We start from the raw sequence: 21,110 nt of genomic DNA, 5'->3' as shown, positions 1-21,110 counted from the left end.
GGCAACCATGGCAGAGACAACCGCTTCGGGCTATATCCAGCACCACTTGCAGAACCTGACCTTCGGGCAGCTACCCAATGGCGGCTGGGGCTTTGCTCACACCGCAGCAGAAGCCAAGGAAATGGGCTTCTGGGCCTTCCACGTCGATACGCTCGGCTGGTCGGTCGCACTGGGTCTGATCTTCGTGCTTCTTTTCCGCATGGCGGCGAAGAAGGCGACTTCCGGTCAGCCTGGTGCACTGCAGAACTTCGTTGAAGTATTGGTCGAATTCGTCGATGGCAGCGTGAAAGACAGCTTCCATGGCCGTAGCCCGGTGATCGCACCGCTGGCACTGACCATCTTCGTCTGGGTGTTCCTGATGAACGCCATCGACCTGGTACCGGTCGACTGGATTCCTCAGCTGGCCATCCTGATCTCCGGCGATTCGCACATCCCGTTCCGCGCCGTGTCGACTACCGACCCGAACGCGACCCTGGGCATGGCGTTCTCGGTTTTCGCACTGATCATTTTCTATAGCATCAAGGTCAAGGGCATCGGCGGCTTCATCGGCGAACTGACCCTGCACCCGTTCGGCAGCAAGAACATTCTCGTTCAGGCCCTGCTGATCCCGGTGAACTTCCTTCTGGAGTTCGTGACCCTGATCGCCAAACCGATCTCCCTGGCCCTGCGTCTGTTCGGCAACATGTATGCCGGCGAGCTGGTGTTCATCCTGATCGCCGTGATGTTCGGCAGCGGTCTGCTCTGGCTCAGCGGCCTGGGTGTAGTTCTGCAGTGGGCGTGGGCTGTGTTCCACATCCTGATCATCACCCTGCAGGCGTTCATCTTCATGATGCTGACCATCGTCTACCTGTCGATGGCGCACGAAGAAAACCATTAAGGCCAGTCTCGACTAGTCTGATGTCCTTCCCGGTCACACGGGAAGGGGCCCGAACGGGCTTGATGAAACGATTTGTTTTACCGCTTTAATCTAAAAAACCTAAACCATACGACGTAAAAGTCGGGAGGAAAGATGGAAACTGTAGTTGGTCTAACCGCTATCGCTGTTGCACTGTTGATCGGCCTGGGCGCACTGGGTACCGCAATTGGTTTCGGCCTGCTGGGCGGCAAGTTCCTGGAAGGCGCCGCGCGTCAGCCAGAAATGGTTCCAATGCTGCAAGTTAAAATGTTCATCGTGGCTGGTCTGCTCGACGCCGTGACCATGATCGGTGTTGGTATCGCTCTGTTCTTCACCTTTGCGAACCCGTTCGTTGGTCAAATCGCTGGCTAATTACTCGGATGTCTCGAGTAGATTGGTGTGATGGACAACGTAACTGCGAGGTGTTGGCGTGAACATTAATGCGACCCTGATTGGCCAGTCCGTTGCGTTCCTGATTTTTGTACTGTTCTGCATGAAGTTCGTATGGCCTCCGGTCATTGCGGCATTGCACGAACGTCAAAAGAAGATCGCGGATGGTCTGGACGCTGCCAGCCGTGCAGCTCGCGACCTGGAGTTGGCCCATGAGAAAGTGGGTCAGCAACTGCGCGAAGCGAAAGCTCAGGCAGCTGAAATCATCGAGCAAGCCAAGAAACGCGGTACCCAGATTGTCGACGAAGCCCGTGAACAGGCTCGCGTCGAAGCTGACCGTGTGAAGGCTCAGGCTCAAGCCGAGATCGAACAGGAACTGAACAGTGTCAAAGACGCCCTGCGTGCCCAAGTGGGTGCCCTGGCTGTTGGCGGTGCTTCGAAGATCCTGGGTGCCACAATCGATCAAAACGCGCACGCAGAGCTGGTAAACAAACTGGCTGCTGAAATTTAAGCGAGGGCGATCATGGCAGAACTGACCACGTTGGCCCGACCTTACGCTAAGGCGGCCTTCGAGCACGCTCAGGCCCACCAGCAACTGGCCAATTGGTCAGCCATGCTCGGCCTGGCAGCAGCGGTGTCGCAAGACGACACCATGCAGCGCGTGCTCAAGGCCCCGCGACTGACGAGCGCAGAAAAGGCCGCCACGTTCATTGACGTGTGCGGCGACAAGTTCGATGCCAAGGCACAGAATTTCATTCACGTCGTTGCCGAAAACGACCGTCTCCCGCTTCTGCCGGAGATCGCCGCATTGTTCGACCTGTACAAGGCTGAGCAAGAGAAGTCGGTAGACGTGGAAGTGACCAGTGCTTTTGCATTGAACCAAGAACAGCAAGACAAACTCGCCAAGGTTCTCAGTGCACGACTCAACCGGGAAGTGCGTCTGGACGTTACGGAAGACCCTGCCTTGATTGGTGGTGTCGTTATCCGCGCCGGTGACCTGGTTATCGATGGCTCGATTCGCGGCAAAATCGCGAAACTTGCCGAAGCATTGAAATCTTGAGTTTGAAGGGGCAGCAGAGCAATGCAGCAACTCAATCCTTCCGAAATAAGTGAAATTATCAAGGGCCGCATCGACAAGCTCGATGTGACCTCCCAAGCCCGTAACGAAGGCACTGTCGTCAGCGTATCTGACGGCATCGTGCGGATTCACGGTCTGGCCGACGTCATGTACGGCGAGATGATCGAGTTTCCGGGCGGCGTCTACGGTATGGCCCTCAACCTGGAGCAAGACTCTGTAGGTGCCGTGGTATTGGGCGCGTACACGTCTCTGGCTGAAGGCATGAGCGCCAAGTGCACCGGCCGCATCCTCGAAGTTCCGGTTGGTAAGGAACTGCTGGGTCGCGTAGTCGACGCACTGGGTAACCCAGTTGACGGCAAAGGTCCGCTGAACAACACCGAGACCGATGCGGTCGAGAAAGTTGCTCCAGGCGTGATCTGGCGTAAGTCGGTAGACCAGCCTGTACAGACTGGCTACAAGGCTGTCGATGCCATGATCCCTGTCGGCCGTGGCCAGCGTGAGCTGATCATCGGTGACCGTCAGATCGGTAAAACCGCTCTGGCGATTGACGCGATCATCAACCAGAAGAACAGCGGCATTTTCTGCGTCTACGTGGCAATTGGTCAGAAGCAATCGACCATCGCCAACGTGGTTCGCAAGCTGGAAGAAAACGGCGCCCTGGCCAACACGATCATCGTGGCTGCCAGTGCTTCGGAATCTCCTGCGCTGCAGTTCCTGGCACCGTACTCCGGTTGCACCATGGGCGAATACTTCCGCGACCGCGGTGAAGACGCGCTGATCGTTTATGACGATCTGTCCAAGCAGGCAGTGGCTTACCGCCAGATTTCCCTGCTGCTGCGCCGTCCACCAGGCCGTGAAGCTTACCCAGGCGACGTGTTCTATCTCCACTCCCGTCTGCTGGAGCGCGCATCCCGCGTTTCGGAAGAGTACGTAGAGAAGTTCACCAACGGCGCAGTGACCGGCAAAACCGGTTCCCTGACCGCACTGCCGATCATCGAAACCCAGGCTGGCGACGTTTCCGCGTTCGTTCCGACTAACGTGATTTCCATCACCGACGGTCAGATCTTCCTGGAATCGGCCATGTTCAACTCCGGGATCCGTCCTGCTGTGAACGCCGGTGTTTCGGTATCCCGTGTGGGTGGTGCCGCTCAGACCAAGATCATCAAGAAGCTCTCCGGTGGTATCCGTACCGCTCTGGCTCAGTACCGTGAACTGGCGGCATTCGCCCAATTCGCGTCTGACCTGGACGAAGCGACCCGTAAGCAACTTGAGCATGGTCAGCGCGTTACCGAGCTGATGAAGCAGAAGCAATACGCTCCGATGTCGATCGCTGACATGGCGTTGTCGCTGTATGCCGCTGAACGTGGGTTCCTGACTGACGTCGAAATCGCCAAGGTCGGCAGCTTTGAACAAGCGCTGATTGCTTACTTCAACCGCGATCACGCCGATTTGATGGCGAAGATCAACGTGAAGGGTGACTTCAATGACGAAATCGACGCTGGCATGAAAGCCGGTATCGAGAAGTTCAAGGCCACCCAAACCTGGTAAGCCGCAGCGGGAGTCGCAAGGCTCCCGCTTGCTAACCTGATAGGTGTTACATGGCAGGCGCAAAAGAGATTCGCAGTAAGATTGCGAGCATCAAAAGCACGCAAAAGATTACCAGCGCCATGGAAAAAGTGGCGGTCAGCAAAATGCGCAAGGCACAAATGCGCATGGCTGCTAGCCGTCCCTATGCGGAGCGCATCCGCCAGGTAATTGGTCATCTGGCCAACGCCAACCCGGAATATCGCCACCCGTTCATGATCGACCGCGCCATCAAGCGCGTCGGTTACGTTGTGGTGAGCAGTGACCGTGGTCTGTGCGGTGGCTTGAACACCAACCTGTTCAAGGCCCTGGTCAAGGACATGGCTGTAAACCGTGAACAAGGCGTCGAGATCGATCTGTGCGTGATTGGTAGCAAAGGTGCGGCTTTTTTCCGCAACTTCGGCGGTAACGTCGTCGCTGCTATCAGCCACCTGGGTGAAGAGCCGTCGATCAATGATCTGATCGGCAGCGTCAAGGTGATGCTGGATGCTTACCTGGAAGGCCGTATTGACCGCCTGTCCGTGGTATCCAACAAATTCATCAACACCATGACGCAACAGCCTACCGTGGAGCAGTTGATTCCACTGGTGGCGACCCCGGAACAGGAACTCAAGCACCACTGGGACTACCTCTACGAACCGGATGCCAAAGAGCTGCTTGACGGCTTGATGGTCCGCTACGTGGAATCGCAGGTTTACCAGGCGGTGGTCGAGAACAACGCAGCTGAACAAGCGGCGCGGATGATCGCGATGAAGAACGCTACCGACAACGCCGGTGATCTGATCAGTGATTTGCAACTGATCTACAACAAGGCGCGTCAGGCTGCGATCACCCAAGAGATCTCGGAAATCGTCGGCGGCGCTGCCGCGGTTTAACGGTTCAAATATTCAGAGGATCCAGCTATGAGTAGCGGACGTATCGTTCAAATCATCGGCGCCGTTATCGACGTGGAATTTCCACGCGACAGCGTACCGAGCATCTACAACGCGCTGAAAGTACAAGGCGCGGAAACCACTCTGGAAGTTCAGCAGCAGCTGGGCGACGGCGTGGTACGTACCATTGCGATGGGCTCCACCGAAGGCTTGAAGCGCGGTCTGGATGTTGTCGACTCTGGCGCAGCCATCTCCGTACCGGTCGGTAAAGCGACCCTGGGCCGGATCATGGACGTACTGGGCAACCCGATCGACGAAGCAGGTCCGATCGCCACCGAAGAGCGCTGGGGCATTCACCGTCCTGCGCCATCCTTCGCTGAACAGGCAGGCGGCAACGACCTGCTGGAAACCGGCATCAAGGTTATCGACCTGGTTTGCCCGTTCGCCAAGGGCGGTAAAGTCGGTCTGTTCGGTGGTGCCGGTGTGGGCAAGACCGTAAACATGATGGAACTGATCCGTAACATCGCCATCGAGCACAGCGGTTATTCCGTGTTCGCCGGTGTGGGTGAGCGTACTCGTGAGGGTAACGACTTCTACCACGAGATGAAGGACTCCAACGTTCTGGACAAAGTGGCACTGGTTTACGGTCAGATGAACGAGCCGCCGGGAAACCGTCTGCGCGTAGCCCTGACCGGCCTGACCATGGCCGAGAAGTTCCGTGACGAAGGTAACGACGTACTGTTGTTCGTCGACAACATCTACCGTTACACCCTGGCCGGTACTGAAGTATCCGCACTGCTGGGCCGTATGCCTTCGGCAGTAGGTTACCAGCCGACCCTGGCTGAAGAGATGGGCGTGCTGCAAGAGCGCATCACTTCGACCAAGGAAGGTTCGATCACCTCGATCCAGGCGGTATACGTACCGGCGGACGACTTGACCGACCCGTCGCCAGCGACCACCTTCGCCCACTTGGACGCGACCGTCGTTCTGTCCCGTGACATCGCTTCCCTGGGTATCTACCCAGCGGTAGACCCACTGGACTCGACTTCGCGTCAGCTGGACCCGAACGTGATCGGCCAGGAGCACTACGACACCGCTCGCGGCGTTCAGTACGTGCTGCAGCGTTACAAAGAGCTGAAGGACATCATTGCGATCCTGGGTATGGACGAGCTGTCGGAAACCGACAAGCAGTTGGTATCCCGCGCTCGTAAGATCCAGCGCTTCTTGTCGCAGCCGTTCTTCGTGGCTGAAGTCTTCACCGGTGCCTCGGGTAAATACGTTTCCCTGAAAGACACCATTGCTGGCTTCAAAGGCATCCTCAACGGTGACTACGACCACCTGCCAGAACAAGCGTTCTACATGGTCGGCGGCATCGAAGAAGCGATCGAGAAAGCCAAGAAACTGTAATCCCGGCGCCCGGCAACGGGCGCTAATTTAGGTTGAGGCAATCAGATGGCTATGACAGTCCATTGCGATATCGTCAGTGCGGAAGGGGAAATTTTCTCCGGTCTGGTCGAGATGGTGGTTGCGCATGGTGAGCTGGGCGATCTTGGTATCGCTCTGGGTCACGCACCGCTGATCACTAATCTGAAACCAGGTCCGATCCGCTTGATCAAGCAGGGCGGGGAATCCGAGGTGTATTACATCTCCGGTGGTTTCCTCGAGGTTCAGCCGAACATGGTCAAGGTCCTTGCCGACACCGTGCAACGTGCTGCCGACCTGGACGAAGCCTCCGCTCAGGAAGCCGTCAAGGCTGCTGAGAAGGCCTTGCATGAGCGCGGCGCCGAGTTCGATTACGGCTCTGCTGCTGCACGTCTGGCCGAGGCCGCAGCCCAGCTGCGCACCGTCCAGCAGATCCGCAAGAAGTTCGGCGGCTAAGCCGTCTGCTTTCTGTGTGATTGATTAAAAAGGGTAGCCTCGGCTACCCTTTTTTCTTTTTCCGACACTCATCATCTGGTCGCAGCCGCTGACCACCCAGGATTGGTAGCCAGTCATGTCTCTCGAAATCGTTATCCTCGCGGCGGGTCAAGGCACTCGCATGCGTTCGGCGCTGCCCAAGGTATTGCACCCGGTGGCCGGCAACTCCATGCTCGGTCATGTTATCCACAGCGCCCGGCAACTTGATCCACAGCGCATTCACGTGGTGATCGGCCACGGGGCGGATGCTGTGCGTGAGCGTTTGGCGGCGGATGACCTTAATTTTGTCCTGCAGGATAAACAACTGGGGACCGGCCACGCGGTGGCCCAGGCGGTGCCATTTATTACTGCCGATACGGTACTGATTCTCTACGGCGACGTGCCGCTGATCGAAGTCGATACCTTGCAGCGCCTGCTCAAGCATGCTGCTCCACAGCAATTGGGCCTGCTGACCGTCGAGCTGGATGACCCCACTGGTTACGGCCGCATTGTGCGCAACGCCGACGGCCAGGTGACAGCGATTGTCGAGCAAAAGGACGCCAACGAAGCCCAGCGCGCGATCACCGAAGGCAACACCGGCATTCTTGCCGTACCGGCTGAACGCCTGGGCGACTGGATGAGTCGTTTGTCGAACAACAATGCCCAGGGCGAGTACTACCTGACCGATGTGATTGCCATGGCTGTCAACGACGGGCTGGTGGTCGCCACTGAGCAGCCGCTGGATGCCATGGAAGTGCAGGGCGCCAACGATCGCCGGCAACTGGCCGAACTGGAGCGTCACTATCAATTGCGCGCCGCCCGCCGCCTGATGGCTCAGGGCGTGACCCTGCGCGACCCGGCCCGTTTCGATGTGCGCGGTGAAGTCAGCGTCGGCCGCGATGTGGTCATCGACATCAACGTTATCCTTGAAGGCAAGGTCATCATCGAAGACGACGTGGTTATCGGCCCGAACTGTGTGATCAAGGACAGCACCCTGCGAAAAGGCGTGGTGATCAAAGCCAACAGTCACCTCGATGGCGCCGTCATGGGCGAAGGCAGCGACGCGGGCCCATTTGCTCGCCTGCGTCCGGGTACTGTGCTGGAAGCCCGCGCCCATGTGGGTAACTTCGTCGAGCTCAAGAATGCCCACATGGGCGAAGGCGCCAAGGCCGGTCACCTGACCTATCTGGGTGACGCTGAAATCGGTGCACGCACCAACATTGGCGCCGGTACCATCACCTGCAATTACGACGGCGCCAATAAGTATCAGACGACTATTGGTGAGGACGTGTTCATCGGCTCCAATAATTCGCTGGTTGCACCGGTGACCATCGGTGATGGATCAAACACCGCAGCAGGTTCAACCATCAATCAGGATGTGGATAAGTCTCAACTGGCTGTGGCCCGTGCGCGGCAGCGCAACATCGATGGCTGGAAGCGTCCGGTAAAAATCAAGAAAACCTGAGTTATCCACAATCCGGTCGCGGCCATCGCGAGCAGGCTCGCTCCCACACTGAATTCTCGGCTGACACGGGCCCCGTGGACGCTGCAATCAATGTGGGAGCGAGCCTGTTCGCGATGGCGTTCATGTTCACCCAGTTTCTGAATTTTTCTGCTCTTGTCTTGACGACATGCTTCCAATAGGTTTTGATTACTTACGTTATCTTTCGAATCGAAACTTATCCTTATGTCCAAGCGCAACACACCACAGCGCCGCCACAACATCCTTGCCTTGCTTCAAGAGCAGGGCGAAGTCAGTGTTGATGAGTTGGCCAAGCGCTTCGAAACCTCGGAAGTTACGATTCGCAAGGATCTCGCCGCGTTGGAAACCAATGGTTTGCTGCTGCGTCGTTACGGTGGTGCGGTCCCCATGCCGCAGGAACTGGTGGCCGATAACGGGCAAGCCGTCTCCAAATACAAACAAGCCATTGCCCGGGCCGCGGTGAAGCGGGTCCGCGAACATGCGCGGATTATCATCGACAGCGGCAGCACCACCGCGGCAATGATTCCTCAGCTCGGACTGCAGCCGGGGTTGGTGGTGATGACCAATTCCCTGCATGTCGCCAGTGCCCTGAGCGAGCTGGAGCATGAACCGGTGCTGTTGATGACCGGCGGTACCTGGGATCCTCATTCCGAGTCGTTCCAGGGCCAAGTCGCGGAGCAGGTCCTGCGCTCCTACGATTTCGACCAGTTGTTTATCGGCGCCGACGGCATCGATCTGGTCCGAGGCACCACCACCTTTAACGAACTGCTGGGCCTGAGCCGTGTAATGGCTGAGGTAGCCCGCGAAGTGATCGTGATGGTGGAGGCCGACAAGATCGGCCGAAAAATCCCCAACCTGGAACTGCCGTGGAGCAGCGTCCATACCCTCATTACCGATGATCGCCTGCCCGTGGAGGCCCGCGATCAGATTCAGGCCCGTGGGATCAATGTGATCTGCGCGTCTGTCAGCCAGGAGAAATAGCATGTGTGGAATTGTCGGCGCCGTTGCTGAACGCAACATCACTGCAATCTTGCTCGAAGGCCTCAAGCGCCTTGAATACCGTGGTTATGACAGCGCCGGTGTGGCGGTGTTTACCAACGACGAGAAGCTTGAGCGCATGCGACGCCCAGGTAAGGTCAGTGAGCTGGAGCAAGCGTTGGACGCCGAGCCGCTGGTGGGGCGCCTGGGCATCGCGCACACCCGCTGGGCCACTCACGGCGCGCCGTGCGAGCGTAACGCCCACCCGCATTTCTCCGACAACCTGGCGGTTGTGCACAACGGCATTATCGAGAATCACGAAGCGCTACGTGAGCAACTCAAGGCACTCGGCTATGTGTTCACCTCCGACACTGACACCGAAGTCATTGCCCACCTGCTCAATCACAAGCTCAAGGAACTGATGGACTTGACTGCGGCGCTCAAGGCCACCGTCAAGGAATTGCATGGCGCCTATGGCTTGGCGGTGATCAGTGCCGAGCAGCCGGATCGACTGGTTGCTGCCCGCAGCGGCAGCCCGTTGGTGATCGGTCTGGGCCTTGGGGAAAACTTCCTGGCTTCCGATCAGCTGGCGCTGCGTCAGGTCACTGACCGCTTCATGTACCTGGAAGAGGGCGATATCGCCGAAATTCGCCGCGACAGCGTGCAGATCTGGGACATCGACGGCAAAGCCGTTGAGCGCGAGACCGTTCAATACCGTGACGGCGCCGAAGCCGCCGACAAGGGCGAGTTCCGGCACTTCATGCTCAAGGAGATCCACGAACAACCGGCTGTGGTGCAACGCACCCTGGAAGGCCGCATGAGCCAGAGTCAGGTGCTGGTCCAGGCGTTCGGGCCACAGGCCGCCGAGCTGTTCGCCAAGGTTCGCAACGTGCAGATCGTTGCCTGTGGCACCAGCTACCACGCTGGTATGGTTGCTCGTTACTGGTTGGAAGAGTTGGCCGGTATTCCGTGCCAGGTCGAAGTCGCCAGCGAATTCCGTTACCGCAAAGTGGTGGTGCAACCCGACACCCTGTTCGTCACCATTTCCCAGTCCGGTGAAACCGCCGACACCTTGGCCGCCCTGCGTAACGCCAAGGAGATGGGTTTCCTTGCCAGCCTGGCGATTTGCAACGTGGGCATCAGCTCGTTGGTGCGCGAATCCGACCTGACCCTGCTGACCCAGGCTGGCCGTGAAATCGGTGTGGCGTCGACCAAGGCGTTCACCACGCAGCTGGTGGGCCTGCTGTTGCTGACCCTGTCCTTGGGACAGGTGCGCGGGACCTTGGGCGAGGGTGTTGAGGCAACATTGGTGGAAGAACTGCGCCGCCTGCCGACCCGTCTGGGCGAAGCCCTGGCGATGGACAGCACCGTGGAAAAAATCGCCGAGTTGTTCGCCGAGAAGAACCACACCCTGTTCCTGGGACGTGGCGCGCAATTCCCGGTGGCGATGGAAGGCGCCCTGAAGCTCAAGGAAATTTCCTATATCCACGCTGAAGCCTATCCGGCCGGTGAACTCAAGCACGGCCCGCTGGCCCTGGTGGACAACGATATGCCCGTGGTCACCGTGGCGCCGAACAACGAGCTGCTGGAAAAGCTCAAGTCCAACCTGCAGGAAGTGCGCGCCCGTGGCGGCCAGCTGGTTGTCTTTGCTGATGAGAAGGCCGGCATGACCAATGGTGAAGGTACTCACGTGGTGCACATGCCGCACATCCACGACATCCTGTCGCCGATCCTCTACACGATCCCGCTGCAGTTGTTGTCGTACTATGTTGCCGTACTCAAGGGCACTGACGTCGACCAACCACGAAACCTGGCCAAGTCTGTGACAGTGGAGTAAGCCCGGGCAGCCGGGGTCGCGGAGGTGGTTTCGTCTCCTCTGCACCCTGGCGTCACCGGTTGCTGCCCTCCACCCCCCGGCTCCTGAGCGGCACCGCTGATCGCCGCTCGTCTGATCGTCACCCCCGCCTTGCTCCTCATGAGCGTAAACATGAGGCCACGTCTTCCCGCTCTCACCGATTCAACAAATATCCGCGTTGACAAAAATTATTTTAGGTGACGATAATCGGTCAAGTCGTACGACAACGTATGACATAAAATAATAAAATCGACGCAGGCCCTGCTATGCCATTCGCTCCTACGGCTCATCAGCATCGCTCTCTGCCCTTTCTGCATAACCGTAGAAGGGCGCATCTCTTCTCGCTTATGCATCCCAGCCAAGCGGGCCATGGCTTTCCAGACAGCCATACTTGTTCGACTCAACCAGATTCCTTGCATCGTTCGCTTCCTGCTGCGCCCCAGTACGGCATTGCCACTGCGCGCGGGTTGGCAATACGCCCGATTCATCCTCGCGACACCCATACCCAACTCCCTACCAACACCTTCTACGGCAGCATCTCTGGAGAACAATAATGAGAAAAACACTATGCGCCTCTCTCGTCGCTTCCTTCTTGAGCCTCACCGCCGGAGCGGCCGTTGCCGCTGATGCGAGCGACTGGCCGACACGTCCGGTGCAGGTGGTGGTCATTGCCAACGCCGGCGGCGATACCGACTTCAACGCACGGATGATGGCCAAGTACTTCACCAAGCTGACCGGCAAGTCCATGGTCGTCACCAACATGGCCGGCGGGGGCGGCACCATCGCTGCCGACGCGGTCAAGAGCGCGGCGCCAGATGGCAACACCATTCTGTTCACCCACACCGGTCAGATGATCGTTAACGAAGTGGCAGGGTTGTCCGAAGATCGCTTCGATGCGTTCGATGTCTCCTGCATCGCGGGCGTCGATAAAGGCGCTGTGTTCGTCTCTGCCAAAAGCTCGGGCATCGACACCCTCGATCAGTTGATTTCACAGGCCAAGGCCAAGCCAGGCACCATCACCTACGGCACCGAGATGGGTAACTTCTCGCACCTGCAAGGCTTGATGTTCGAGAAGCTCGCCGGCGTCAAACTGAAGATGGTCGACAGCGGCACCGTTTCGGAAAAAGTGGTGGCCTTGCTGGGCAAGCGCATTGACCTGGGTGCTATCAGCTATGGTTCGGTTCAGGACTACATTGCCAGCGGCAAGATGACCGCTCTGGGGCAGCCTAACGCAGAGCGCAACCCGCTGCTGGGTGACGTCAAGACGTTCAAGGAGCAAGGCGTGGACCTGGTCCTGGACAAGCCTTACATCGTCGCTTTCCCGAAAGGCACAGACCCGGCCATCGTCAAGAAAATGGCTGACACCATGAAGAAAATCACCGAAGAACCTGAATACGCTGAAGAGCTCAAGAAGTCCTTCAAGCAGCCTGTCAGCTTCCAGGGCACCGAAGAAGCCATTGCTACGCTGACCAAGACCCGTGACGACTTCATGCAGTTCAAGGACGAAATGCGTAAAGCCAAGTAAATCCTGGGAAACAGGATGGGGCGCTTACCGAATTGGCCAGCGCCCCTTTGCTCGGCCCTTCAAGTGAAAGAGGATCCTGTATGGATACCTACAAAAGAAATGAATTGTTCGCCGGCCTGGCGATGCTCGGTGCTGGTGTGGCGTACATGTTGTTGACCGCGAATCTGCCGCGTCGCGGTTTTGTCGACGCCGCTTTTGTGCCCTGGATTCTTTCCGGCGCGCTGTGCCTGTTGGGCGTGTTGCAGTTGCTGGCCTGGAGAAAACTGCCCCAGCAACGTGCCGAGCCTGTCGAGCCGGCCGAAGCCGCTGAATCGATCGATTACCCGACGGTTATCAAATCCATCGCCCTGGTGACGCTCTTCACCGCGCTGCTGGAAGTTGTCGGTTTCGTGATCATGACCACGCTTTACCTCTACGCCCAATTCATCGTGTTGACCCCCGCGGATCAGAAGGTCAAGCACGGGCTGTATGCCGTGATCGCGGTCGTTTCAGCAGCGTTGATTTTTGTGATCTTCCGTGAGGGCTTCGATTTGATGCTGCCCACCGGTCTATTGGATTTCTAGGGGACGGTGATGATTGAGCTCCTGCAACAAGGCTTCGGTGCCGTATTCTCGCCCTACGTATTTGTCCTGATCACCCTCGGCGTTGCAGTGGGGATCGTCTTTGGTGCGGTGCCCGGCCTTTCGGCCACCATGGCCATCGCCCTGTGCTTGCCGCTGACCTATTCGATGGGCCCGGCCACGGGTCTGTCACTGCTGGTTGCTCTGTTTGTCGGCGCCACCTCGGGGGGGCTGATTTCAGCGATATTGCTCAACATACCGGGCACGCCGGCCTCCATCGCCACGACGTTCGATGGTTCGCCGATGATGAAAAAGGGCCTGGGCGTCAAAGCCCTGGGCATTGGCGTGGTGTTCTCGTTCCTGGGCACGATTTTCAGCATTGCGGCGTTGATGTTTATCGCCCCGATCCTGGCGGACGTGGCCCTGAGTTTCGGTCCCCATGAATATTTCTCCATTGCCGTTTTTTCGCTGACTCTGATTGCCACACTGTCTACCGGTTCGCTGGTCAAAGGGCTGTTCGCCGGCGCCTTGGGCTTTGCCTTTTCAACCGTCGGGATCGCCCCGGTCGACGCCATTCGGCGTTTCACGTTCGACCTGCCGAGTCTTAACGGTGGCTTCGCCATGCTGACCGTCATGATCGGCATGTTTGCGGTCTCCGAAGTGCTGAAATTCGCCGAGAGCGCCCGCTCAAGCCACCGTGCCAAGCCACAGAACATCAGCATGAAGGGCGTGAAAGGGTTTGGTTTTTCCATCAAGGAGTTCATAAGCCAATTGCCGAACGCGACCCGCTCGGCGTTCATCGGCCTGGGCATCGGGATCCTGCCGGGCATCGGCGCTGGTACCTCGAACATTGTTTCCTACATCGCGGCAAAAAAGCGCTCAAAGCACCCGGAAGAATTCGGTAAAGGCTCCATCGAGGGCGTGGTTGCCAGCGAAACCGCGAACAACGCCGGTATTGGCGGTGCGATGATCCCGCTGCTGACCCTGGGTATTCCCGGAGACACCACCACGGCGGTGATGCTTGGCGGCTTCATGATTCACGGCATCCAGCCTGGCCCGCTGTTGTTCATCAGTCAGGGATCGCTGGTCTACACCATCTTTGCCGCGCTGATTCTGGCTTCGTTGCTGATGTTGGTGCTGGAGTTCTACGGACTGCGCATCTTCATCAAGTTGCTGGCGGTGCCCAAGCACATTCTGTTACCGATCATCCTGGTGCTCTGCGTAGTCGGTGCGTTCGGCCTCAACAGCCGCATCTTCGACGTCTGGGCGGTGCTGCTGTTCGGCCTGATGGGCTATGGCTTCGTCAAAGGTGGACTGCCGATTGCGCCGTTCATCATTGGCTTCATCCTCGGCCCTATGGCTGAAACCAACCTGCGGCGCGGTCTGATGCTCTCGGATGGCAACTTCAGTGGTTTCCTCACCACGCCGATCTCAGCGGTCTTCCTGGCCCTCGCAGCGGCGTCTGTCTCCTGGCACCTGGTGACGGTGATCCGTCACAAGAAAAGTGCCGCCATTGAGCTGATGCGCAGCTAGTTCATCTCAATCGGTCGCTTCCACTGCTGCAACGCACGATGTGCGCTGCAGCAGCCGAATTCAAACGCCGGAGACAGTCATGCAAAACCCCAATTCTCTCTCTTCGGCCGATCTCGACCCGATGGCCTGGGAGACGTTGATCCAAAGCGTCGAGCAAGTGGTCGGCGCGGCGGGGCTGGTGCGTGATCCTGAACTTATGCACAGCTACCTGACTGACTGGCGTAACGCTTACCAAGGCCGGGCCGCACTGGTGGTGCGCCCGGCCACAACCGAAGAAGTGGCGGCGGTGGTGCGGCTTTGCCATGACGCCGGGGTTGCCTTGGTGCCGCAGGGCGGAAATACCGGGTTGTGTGGCGGCTCGATCCCGGATTCGTCTGGTCGTCAGGTGGTGCTGTCGTTGACCCGGATGAAGCGCATCCGCGAAATCGACCTGGCCAATGAAACCATAACGGTCGAGGCCGGGGTGATTCTGCAGCAGTTGCAAGAAGCCGCCAGCCAGGCCGGTCGCTTGTTCCCGCTGTCACTGGGGGCCGAAGGCAGTTGCACGGTGGGCGGCAATCTGGCCACCAATGCCGGCGGCACGGCCGTGCTGCGTTACGGCAACATGCGCGAGCTGACCCTGGGACTTGAGGTGGTATTGCCGGATGGACGTGTCTGGCACGGCTTGCGAGGTTTGCGCAAAGACAACACCGGCTACGACCTCAAGCATCTATTCATTGGCTCGGAAGGTACGCTTGGGATTATCACGGCGGCGGTACTCAAGTTGTTTCCGGCCACCCATAGCACGGCCACCGCTTGGGTCGCACTGCCCACGCCGCAGGCCGCGGTGGACCTGATCGGGCATGTTCGCAGCCTGTGCGCCGACCGTCTGACGGGCTTTGAGATGATGTCGCGCCAGAGCCTGGAGTTCGTCCTGGATCATGTGGCCGGTTGCAGTGACCCCTTGCAAGGGCCGCACCCGTGGTACGCCCTGATCGAATTGCGCGACACGGTGCCCGACGCACCTTTGGACCTGTTGCTTGAAAGTGGCCTGGGCCATGCATTTGAGACCGGGTGGGTGATCGATGCCGTGATCGCCAGCAACCAGACTCAGGCTGCGGCATTGTGGGCTCTGCGCGAAGGTATTTCCGAGGCGCAGAATCATGAAGGTCCAAGCCTCAAGCATGACATCAGCGTGCCCGTCAGCCAGATTCCGGCGTTCATCGAGCGTACCGATAGCGCCTTGCAACAGGCGTTTCCCGGCGTTCGCATTGTTTCTTACGGTCACATGGGTGATGGCAACCTGCACTACAACATCAGCAAGCCGCTGGGGCATGCCGATGCCCCGTTCAAGGCCCAGGAACAAGCGATCATGCAGGTCATCTACCAGATGACGAGTGCTTTCAATGGCAGCATCAGTGCCGAACATGGCCTGGGGCAAGCCAAGCCGGACGCGGCGGCCCATTTCAAGGATCCGCTGGAGATCGAGTTGATGCGTGCCATCAAGCACACGCTGGATCCGACCGGGTTGATGAACCCCGGCAAGGTGTTTGCCACCGGGCTGGAGTGATCGATCCTGCCTCTGCTAGCCTGCCTCAACCATGGCAGGCCGTCGGCCTTTAGGGCCACTCTGCCGCTTTCAGACACTGGACATGGAACGGCTGAATGACACAGGCAAACACCAAAGATCGCGTGCGCATCAAGAAAGTCGAAGTGCTCTCGGACAACTGGTACGTGCTGCGCAAAACCACCTACGACTACCTCGGCCGCGATGGCCAGTGGCGCGAACTGGCCCGCGAGACCTACGATCGGGGTAACGGCGCGACCATCCTGCTGTACAGCAAGGCCAAGCAAACCGTGGTGCTGACCCGACAGTTCCGCTTCCCGGCCTTCGTCAATGACCACGATGGTCTGTTGATCGAAACCTGTGCCGGCCTGCTGGATAACGACGACCCGCTCACCTGCATCCGCAAGGAAACCCAAGAGGAAACCGGCTATATCGTCCAGGATATACGCAAGGTGTTCGAGGCATTCATGAGCCCGGGGTCGGTGACAGAACGCCTGCATTTTTTCGTCGGCGAATACTTTGACGAAGATAAACAGCATGAGGGTGGCGGGCTGGAAGCCGAGGGCGAGGAGATCGAAGTGTTGGAGATGTCTCTCGACAAGGCGCTGGGCATGATCGAAACCGGGGATATCTGCGACGGCAAGACCATCATGCTGTTGCAGTACGCCAAGCTGCATCGGTTGCTGGATTAGCCTGCTTCATTGATCAATTCAGCCCAGGACGATGTAAGGCGCAGCGTTGGTCATTGGCTGCGCGATTTCATTCAACTGGACTGGGCGTCACTGTCTTCCTGGACGAGGTTCAGGTAATCCGAGGGTTCTGTCTGCTCCGGCAGTTCGGTCACGACACTGAAGTCACTGATTTCGATGGCGCCCACCCCGTGCCCCAGCAGATGGAAAGAGAAAGCCTTGCGGGGTTGCGGGTTATCGAAACGGATGTTCATCACCAGCGGCTGTTCGGGCGTCACCGCCACTTCCGTCGGCAGGTCGATCGCTACATCCTGCTCGAACTCTTTGGCCTTGAGGGAAATATAGGCCGCATTGTCCGGACCCAGGGCGCGGATGGTCAGGCTGACGCGGGTCTGTGAGCCCTTGGGCATCTCCAGGTATTGGGCACCGATCAGGTTGTCGGTCCAGTCGTTGGTGATTTGGGCCGGAAGCGGGATTTGATCGGCGCTGCCAAACTGATAATGCTGGTTGAGCGGTGTATGGAGCAGGGTGCGGTCCAGGGCCGTGGCCCGCGCGCTGATCAACCTGGCCCGTTGACCGCTGTATTGCCCGCCGTAAGTGGCGCGCTCCGTGATGAAACCTTCGCTGGTGTAATAGCGGCAGCGCTGCAGGAAATCGCATTCGGTGAAAGTGCTCTTGCCATCGTGGTAGCGCAGCTTGCCATTGGTGAACGACATGATTTCCCGGCCCGTTGCGTAGTCCCGGAACAACGAGCGACCGGACAATGACTTGGGCACTTTGAAACCGAAGTAATCGAGGACCGAGGCGCTCAGGTCCACATGACCGTAGACCCCCGACTTGACCCGGGGCAATGGCTCCGGCGCCAATGTCAGGTTGAAACCCCAGGATGACGCCAGGCGTACATCGTCGATGCCGTGGGATTCGTCCGAGGTGATGATCACCAGGGTGTCTTTCAGCACGCCTTGGCGTTCCAGCCCCGACATGAAGCTGTCCAGTGCGTCATCCAGGTAACCGACGGCCGCCTGCTTGGTGGTGTCGTAGCGTTGCAGGTAGTCATCCGGCGCTGAGTAGGGCTGGTGCGTGCCCACCGTCAGCAGCGTAAGCATCCAGGGCTTCTTTGCCTTTTGCAGTTGCCCGACGTAATCCAGCGCGCCCTCGAAGAATGTCTTGTCGTCCTTGCCCCAAGGGAATTCCAGGTAGGCAGGTTTGGTGAACCAGTCCATGCCCAGAGTGGTGTCGAAGCCGATGTGCGGCATGATCCGGTCCTTGGCCATGAACCGCAGGCCCGCACCTTGCAGGAAGTGCGTGGAGAACCCGTTGCGGCGCAACTGGGCCGGCAGGCAGGCCTGGTTGCGCCGGCTCAGGTTCAACATCTCGACGCCTTTGGGCGTGCCGTCGTCGAATTTGTCGTAGTCGCCACACAGCATCGAATACAGACCACGAATGGTCTGATGGTTGTGCAGGACGTAGTCGGGTGTATTCATGCCGCGCTTGGCCCAGGCACTGAGGTGCGGCATCAGGTCCTCCTGATAGCTGCTTTTCAGGGCCTGACGGTTGACGCCCACGTAGGCGCCGGGAACGCCTTCCAGGGTGATGATCAGGACGTTGCGGGCCTGGCCCGGTGCAGGCAGGATTTTCTGGCCTTCAAGATCGAGCCGGGTAAGCCCCTCCATGGGCGGGGTTTGAACCACTGCATCATCTTCAAGCCATAGCTGGGTACGATCCTGCCCGGCGGCAACGGCTGCCGTGACGAGTTGGTGGGGAAGATTGAACAGGTTCCATTGGTCTGCCTCACTGGGTCGCCAGGTTTGCACCACACTGTGGCTCAGCAAAAGCACTACCGGCAGCGCCCAGGCGTGGCGCGGCAAGCGAGGCGCCATATACAACCGGCGGGGCCATTGGACGATCAGCCAGACCATCAACGCGACCAGTTGCACCCCTGCCAGCCAGGGATGGGCGAAGCCGCCGCTGGTGGAGTTTTCGACGAATTGCGGGTCGGTCAGGTAATGCAGGTCCGATGGGGTGGGCATGCGCCCGACAGCACTGACCAGTTCGATGCTGGCCAGCGTCAGCATGCTCCAGATCAGCAAAATGGGTAATGCCACCCACCAGGGACGACGGTAAAGCAGCACGACCAGCAACCCGCCCATGCCCAGGTCAGACAGATAGCCCAGCGGATCGGACCATCCCAGCGAGAGGCGCAGGCCCATGGGGATGATTAATACACATCCGGCCAGGGCGATGAGAGGGGCAAGGGGGTGCGTGAAGCCGCGGTAAAAAACATTCACAAAAAGGGGCCTTCCGATGGACGCCAGTCAGGCACGCATCTTGTGGACACGGGCTTGCGAGCAAGCCCGTGTTCACAAGACCTACGCCATGGTTCGAGTCATTAAGTTGTCATGAAAGTATGCTCGATGGTACCAAGCATAGTCGCAATTGACCGGGTCGATGTGCCGATGCCCGATCGCGTTGCGCTGTGGTTCGCTGGCGTAGCCCCCTACAATGGCGGTGCGGCGCTGATTTGAGGTGCGCGGCCAACTTGTATCAAGGTTTCTCATTGGGGGATGAATGGACAGGTTTCAGGAAATGCAGGTTTTTGTCGCCGTGGCCCAGGACTCCGGTTTCTCGGCGGCTGCGCGACGCCTGGGCCTGTCGGCGGCCAGCGTCACACGCGCCGTGGCGGCGTTGGAGCAGCGTATCGGTACGCCCTTGCTGGTGCGCACCACCCGCAACGTATACCTGAGCGAAGCGGGCCAGCGCTTTCTCGAGGACTGCCGCCGAATTCTGGCGGATTTGCAGGAAGCCGAGGATTCAGCGGTCGGCAGTCACGCCCAGCCCCGCGGGCAATTGACGATTACCGCCCCGGTGCTGTTTGGTCAGTTGTTTGTCACGCCGGTGCTGGTCGATTACCTGCAGCAATTCCCCGAGGTCGGCATCAATGCCTTATTGCTGGACCGTATCGTCAGCATGGTCGAGGAGGGCATCGACATTGCCATACGCATTGGCGAGTTGCCCGACAGCAGTCAGCACGCCGTGCGTGTGGGTGAAGTACGACGGGTGGTTTGCGGTTCCCCCGATCTCTTCGCTCGCCATGGCCGACCCGCACACCCGCAGGATCTGGAGCACATGCCGGTAGTCGCCTCATCGGCCACCGGTCAGATCAGAAACTGGACGTTCATCGACGCAGGGCAACCGCTCTCTGTGCGACCCGCGCCGAGACTGGTGGTCACGGCCAACCAGGCCGCAATCACGGCGGCCTGTCAGGGGTTGGGGTTGACTCGGGTCTTGTCTTATCAGGTGGCGGGCAACGTTGCCAACGGGGAACTGGAGATCGTTCTGGCTGACTTCGAACTGCCGCCCCTGCCGATCCATGTGGTGTACCAAGGTGGACGCAAAGCGCCGGCGCGAGTACGCAGTTTTGTTGACTTTACCGTCCGTGCATTGCGTGAGCACCCGGCCTTGAAAGGCTGAGACATTGTTTCGCTGTTTGAAACAATGGATTGCATATTCGGGTGATTCTCTAGTCTTCAGTCGAAGCGGAAGATGACCCCATCGACGCCGTTCTGCTGATGGCGTCACTTGCAACGGAGTCGACCATGAATCCCATCAAGCTTTATCACTTTCCGCTTTCCGGCCACGCGCATCGCGTTCAGTTGATGCTTTCCTTGCTCGGGTTGCCCGTCGAGGTGGTTTTTGTTGACCTGGCCAAAGGCGAACAAAAACAGGCAGATTTCCTGGCCATTAATGCCTTTGGCCAAGTGCCGGTCATTGACGATGACGGTATGGTGCTGGCCGATTCCAACGCCATCCTGGTGTACCTGGCAAGCAAGTATGGCAAGGGTCGCTGGTTGCCAACGGATCCGGTCGGCGCCGCCCGCGTACAGCGCTGGTTGTCGGTGGCGGCCGGGCCGCTCCATGCAGGGCCGGCCGCGGCGCGATTGATTACGGTGTTCGGCGCGCCTTACAACGCAGAGGAGGTGATCGCCCGTTCCCACAGCCTGCTCAAAGTCATTGATCAGCACTTGAGCAGCAGCGCGTATCTGACAGGTGACGTTGCGACGATTGCCGATGTTGCCGGCTACAGCTACATCGCCCATGCGCCGGAGGGCAATGTGTCGCTGGAAGACTACCCCCACGTACGTGCATGGCTGGGGCGGATCGAGGCCTTGCCCGGGTTCGTCGGTATGCCGCGTACGGTTGCCGGGTTGCAACAGCACGCCTGAAAA

General features: G+C 58.8%; 19 protein-coding genes. 18 read left to right on the top strand and 1 reads right to left on the bottom strand.

Annotation, left to right across the window (positions count from 1 at the left end; translation table 11 throughout):
- Positions 1–7: 7 nt before the first annotated feature.
- The 16 genes from atpB to nudK all read left to right on the top strand — a co-directional run bounded on the left by atpB (position 8) and on the right by nudK (position 16,887).
- Positions 8–877 (top strand): F0F1 ATP synthase subunit A, encoded by an 870-nt coding sequence (gene atpB, locus MKS85_RS16980; protein ID WP_047230098.1) that lies wholly within the window; start codon positions 8–10, stop codon positions 875–877.
- Positions 878–1,009: 132 nt separating this feature from the next.
- Entirely contained in the window at positions 1,010–1,267 is a 258-nt protein-coding gene (gene atpE, locus MKS85_RS16975) for a F0F1 ATP synthase subunit C (RefSeq protein ID WP_003097235.1), read from the top strand.
- A 58-nt stretch (positions 1,268–1,325) separates the two neighbouring features.
- The gene (locus MKS85_RS16970; RefSeq protein ID WP_047230097.1) at positions 1,326–1,796 is read left to right on the top strand and encodes a F0F1 ATP synthase subunit B; all 471 of its coding nucleotides are present in this window, start codon (positions 1,326–1,328) and stop codon (positions 1,794–1,796) included.
- A 12-nt stretch (positions 1,797–1,808) separates the two neighbouring features.
- Positions 1,809–2,345: a F0F1 ATP synthase subunit delta gene (locus tag MKS85_RS16965; RefSeq protein ID WP_047230096.1), complete on the top strand. Its 537-nt coding sequence runs from the start codon at positions 1,809–1,811 to the stop codon at positions 2,343–2,345.
- A gap of 21 nt (positions 2,346–2,366) precedes the next feature.
- The gene (gene atpA, locus MKS85_RS16960) at positions 2,367–3,911 is read left to right on the top strand and encodes a F0F1 ATP synthase subunit alpha (protein WP_025216279.1); all 1,545 of its coding nucleotides are present in this window, start codon (positions 2,367–2,369) and stop codon (positions 3,909–3,911) included.
- A 50-nt stretch (positions 3,912–3,961) separates the two neighbouring features.
- On the top strand, positions 3,962–4,822 hold the full coding sequence (gene atpG, locus MKS85_RS16955) for a F0F1 ATP synthase subunit gamma (protein WP_003207090.1): 861 nt from the start codon (positions 3,962–3,964) through the stop codon (positions 4,820–4,822).
- A gap of 27 nt (positions 4,823–4,849) precedes the next feature.
- Positions 4,850–6,226: a F0F1 ATP synthase subunit beta gene (gene atpD / locus MKS85_RS16950; RefSeq protein ID WP_047230095.1), complete on the top strand. Its 1,377-nt coding sequence runs from the start codon at positions 4,850–4,852 to the stop codon at positions 6,224–6,226.
- Between the two features lie 45 nt (positions 6,227–6,271).
- The gene (locus MKS85_RS16945) at positions 6,272–6,697 is read left to right on the top strand and encodes a F0F1 ATP synthase subunit epsilon (protein ID WP_047230094.1); all 426 of its coding nucleotides are present in this window, start codon (positions 6,272–6,274) and stop codon (positions 6,695–6,697) included.
- Positions 6,698–6,812: 115 nt separating this feature from the next.
- Positions 6,813–8,180, top strand: a complete 1,368-nt coding sequence (gene glmU / locus MKS85_RS16940; protein ID WP_188251913.1) for a bifunctional UDP-N-acetylglucosamine diphosphorylase/glucosamine-1-phosphate N-acetyltransferase GlmU — start codon at positions 6,813–6,815, stop codon at positions 8,178–8,180.
- A 222-nt stretch (positions 8,181–8,402) separates the two neighbouring features.
- A complete protein-coding gene (locus MKS85_RS16935) occupies positions 8,403–9,179 on the top strand; it encodes a DeoR/GlpR family DNA-binding transcription regulator (RefSeq protein WP_047230092.1) in 777 nt (258 codons plus the stop codon).
- A gap of 1 nt (position 9,180) precedes the next feature.
- Positions 9,181–11,013 carry a glutamine--fructose-6-phosphate transaminase (isomerizing) gene (glmS, locus tag MKS85_RS16930; protein WP_188251912.1) on the top strand — a complete coding sequence of 611 codons (1,833 nt, stop codon included), beginning with the start codon at positions 9,181–9,183 and terminating at the stop codon, positions 11,011–11,013.
- A gap of 571 nt (positions 11,014–11,584) precedes the next feature.
- A complete protein-coding gene (locus MKS85_RS16925; protein ID WP_076383165.1) occupies positions 11,585–12,556 on the top strand; it encodes a tripartite tricarboxylate transporter substrate binding protein in 972 nt (323 codons plus the stop codon).
- Positions 12,557–12,636: 80 nt separating this feature from the next.
- Positions 12,637–13,119 carry a tripartite tricarboxylate transporter TctB family protein gene (locus MKS85_RS16920; protein ID WP_107323169.1) on the top strand — a complete coding sequence of 161 codons (483 nt, stop codon included), beginning with the start codon at positions 12,637–12,639 and terminating at the stop codon, positions 13,117–13,119.
- A gap of 9 nt (positions 13,120–13,128) precedes the next feature.
- Positions 13,129–14,649 carry a tripartite tricarboxylate transporter permease gene (locus MKS85_RS16915; RefSeq protein ID WP_047226654.1) on the top strand — a complete coding sequence of 507 codons (1,521 nt, stop codon included), beginning with the start codon at positions 13,129–13,131 and terminating at the stop codon, positions 14,647–14,649.
- A gap of 121 nt (positions 14,650–14,770) precedes the next feature.
- Positions 14,771–16,198 (top strand): FAD-binding oxidoreductase, encoded by a 1,428-nt coding sequence (locus MKS85_RS16910; RefSeq protein ID WP_139048713.1) that lies wholly within the window; start codon positions 14,771–14,773, stop codon positions 16,196–16,198.
- Positions 16,199–16,293: 95 nt separating this feature from the next.
- The gene (gene nudK, locus MKS85_RS16905) at positions 16,294–16,887 is read left to right on the top strand and encodes a GDP-mannose pyrophosphatase NudK (protein WP_188251911.1); all 594 of its coding nucleotides are present in this window, start codon (positions 16,294–16,296) and stop codon (positions 16,885–16,887) included.
- Positions 16,888–16,958: 71 nt separating this feature from the next.
- Here the strand turns inward: nudK and MKS85_RS16900 are convergent, their stop codons facing one another.
- The gene (locus MKS85_RS16900) at positions 16,959–19,172 is read right to left on the bottom strand and encodes an LTA synthase family protein (protein WP_188251910.1); all 2,214 of its coding nucleotides are present in this window, start codon (positions 19,170–19,172) and stop codon (positions 16,959–16,961) included.
- A gap of 280 nt (positions 19,173–19,452) precedes the next feature.
- Between MKS85_RS16900 and MKS85_RS16895 the strand changes: the two genes are divergently transcribed.
- A complete protein-coding gene (locus MKS85_RS16895) occupies positions 19,453–20,355 on the top strand; it encodes a LysR family transcriptional regulator (protein WP_047226657.1) in 903 nt (300 codons plus the stop codon).
- A gap of 125 nt (positions 20,356–20,480) precedes the next feature.
- Positions 20,481–21,107 (top strand): glutathione S-transferase family protein, encoded by a 627-nt coding sequence (locus tag MKS85_RS16890; protein ID WP_139048698.1) that lies wholly within the window; start codon positions 20,481–20,483, stop codon positions 21,105–21,107.
- Positions 21,108–21,110: the final 3 nt, after the last annotated feature.

The sequence above is a fragment of the Pseudomonas sp. JL2 genome (assembly GCF_031570495.1).
In the GTDB taxonomy this organism is placed as follows: Bacteria; Pseudomonadota; Gammaproteobacteria; order Pseudomonadales; family Pseudomonadaceae; genus Aquipseudomonas; species Aquipseudomonas rhizophila.
Note: the sequence above shows the minus strand (reverse complement) of the source record. Positions and strands in the feature narration are given on the sequence as shown.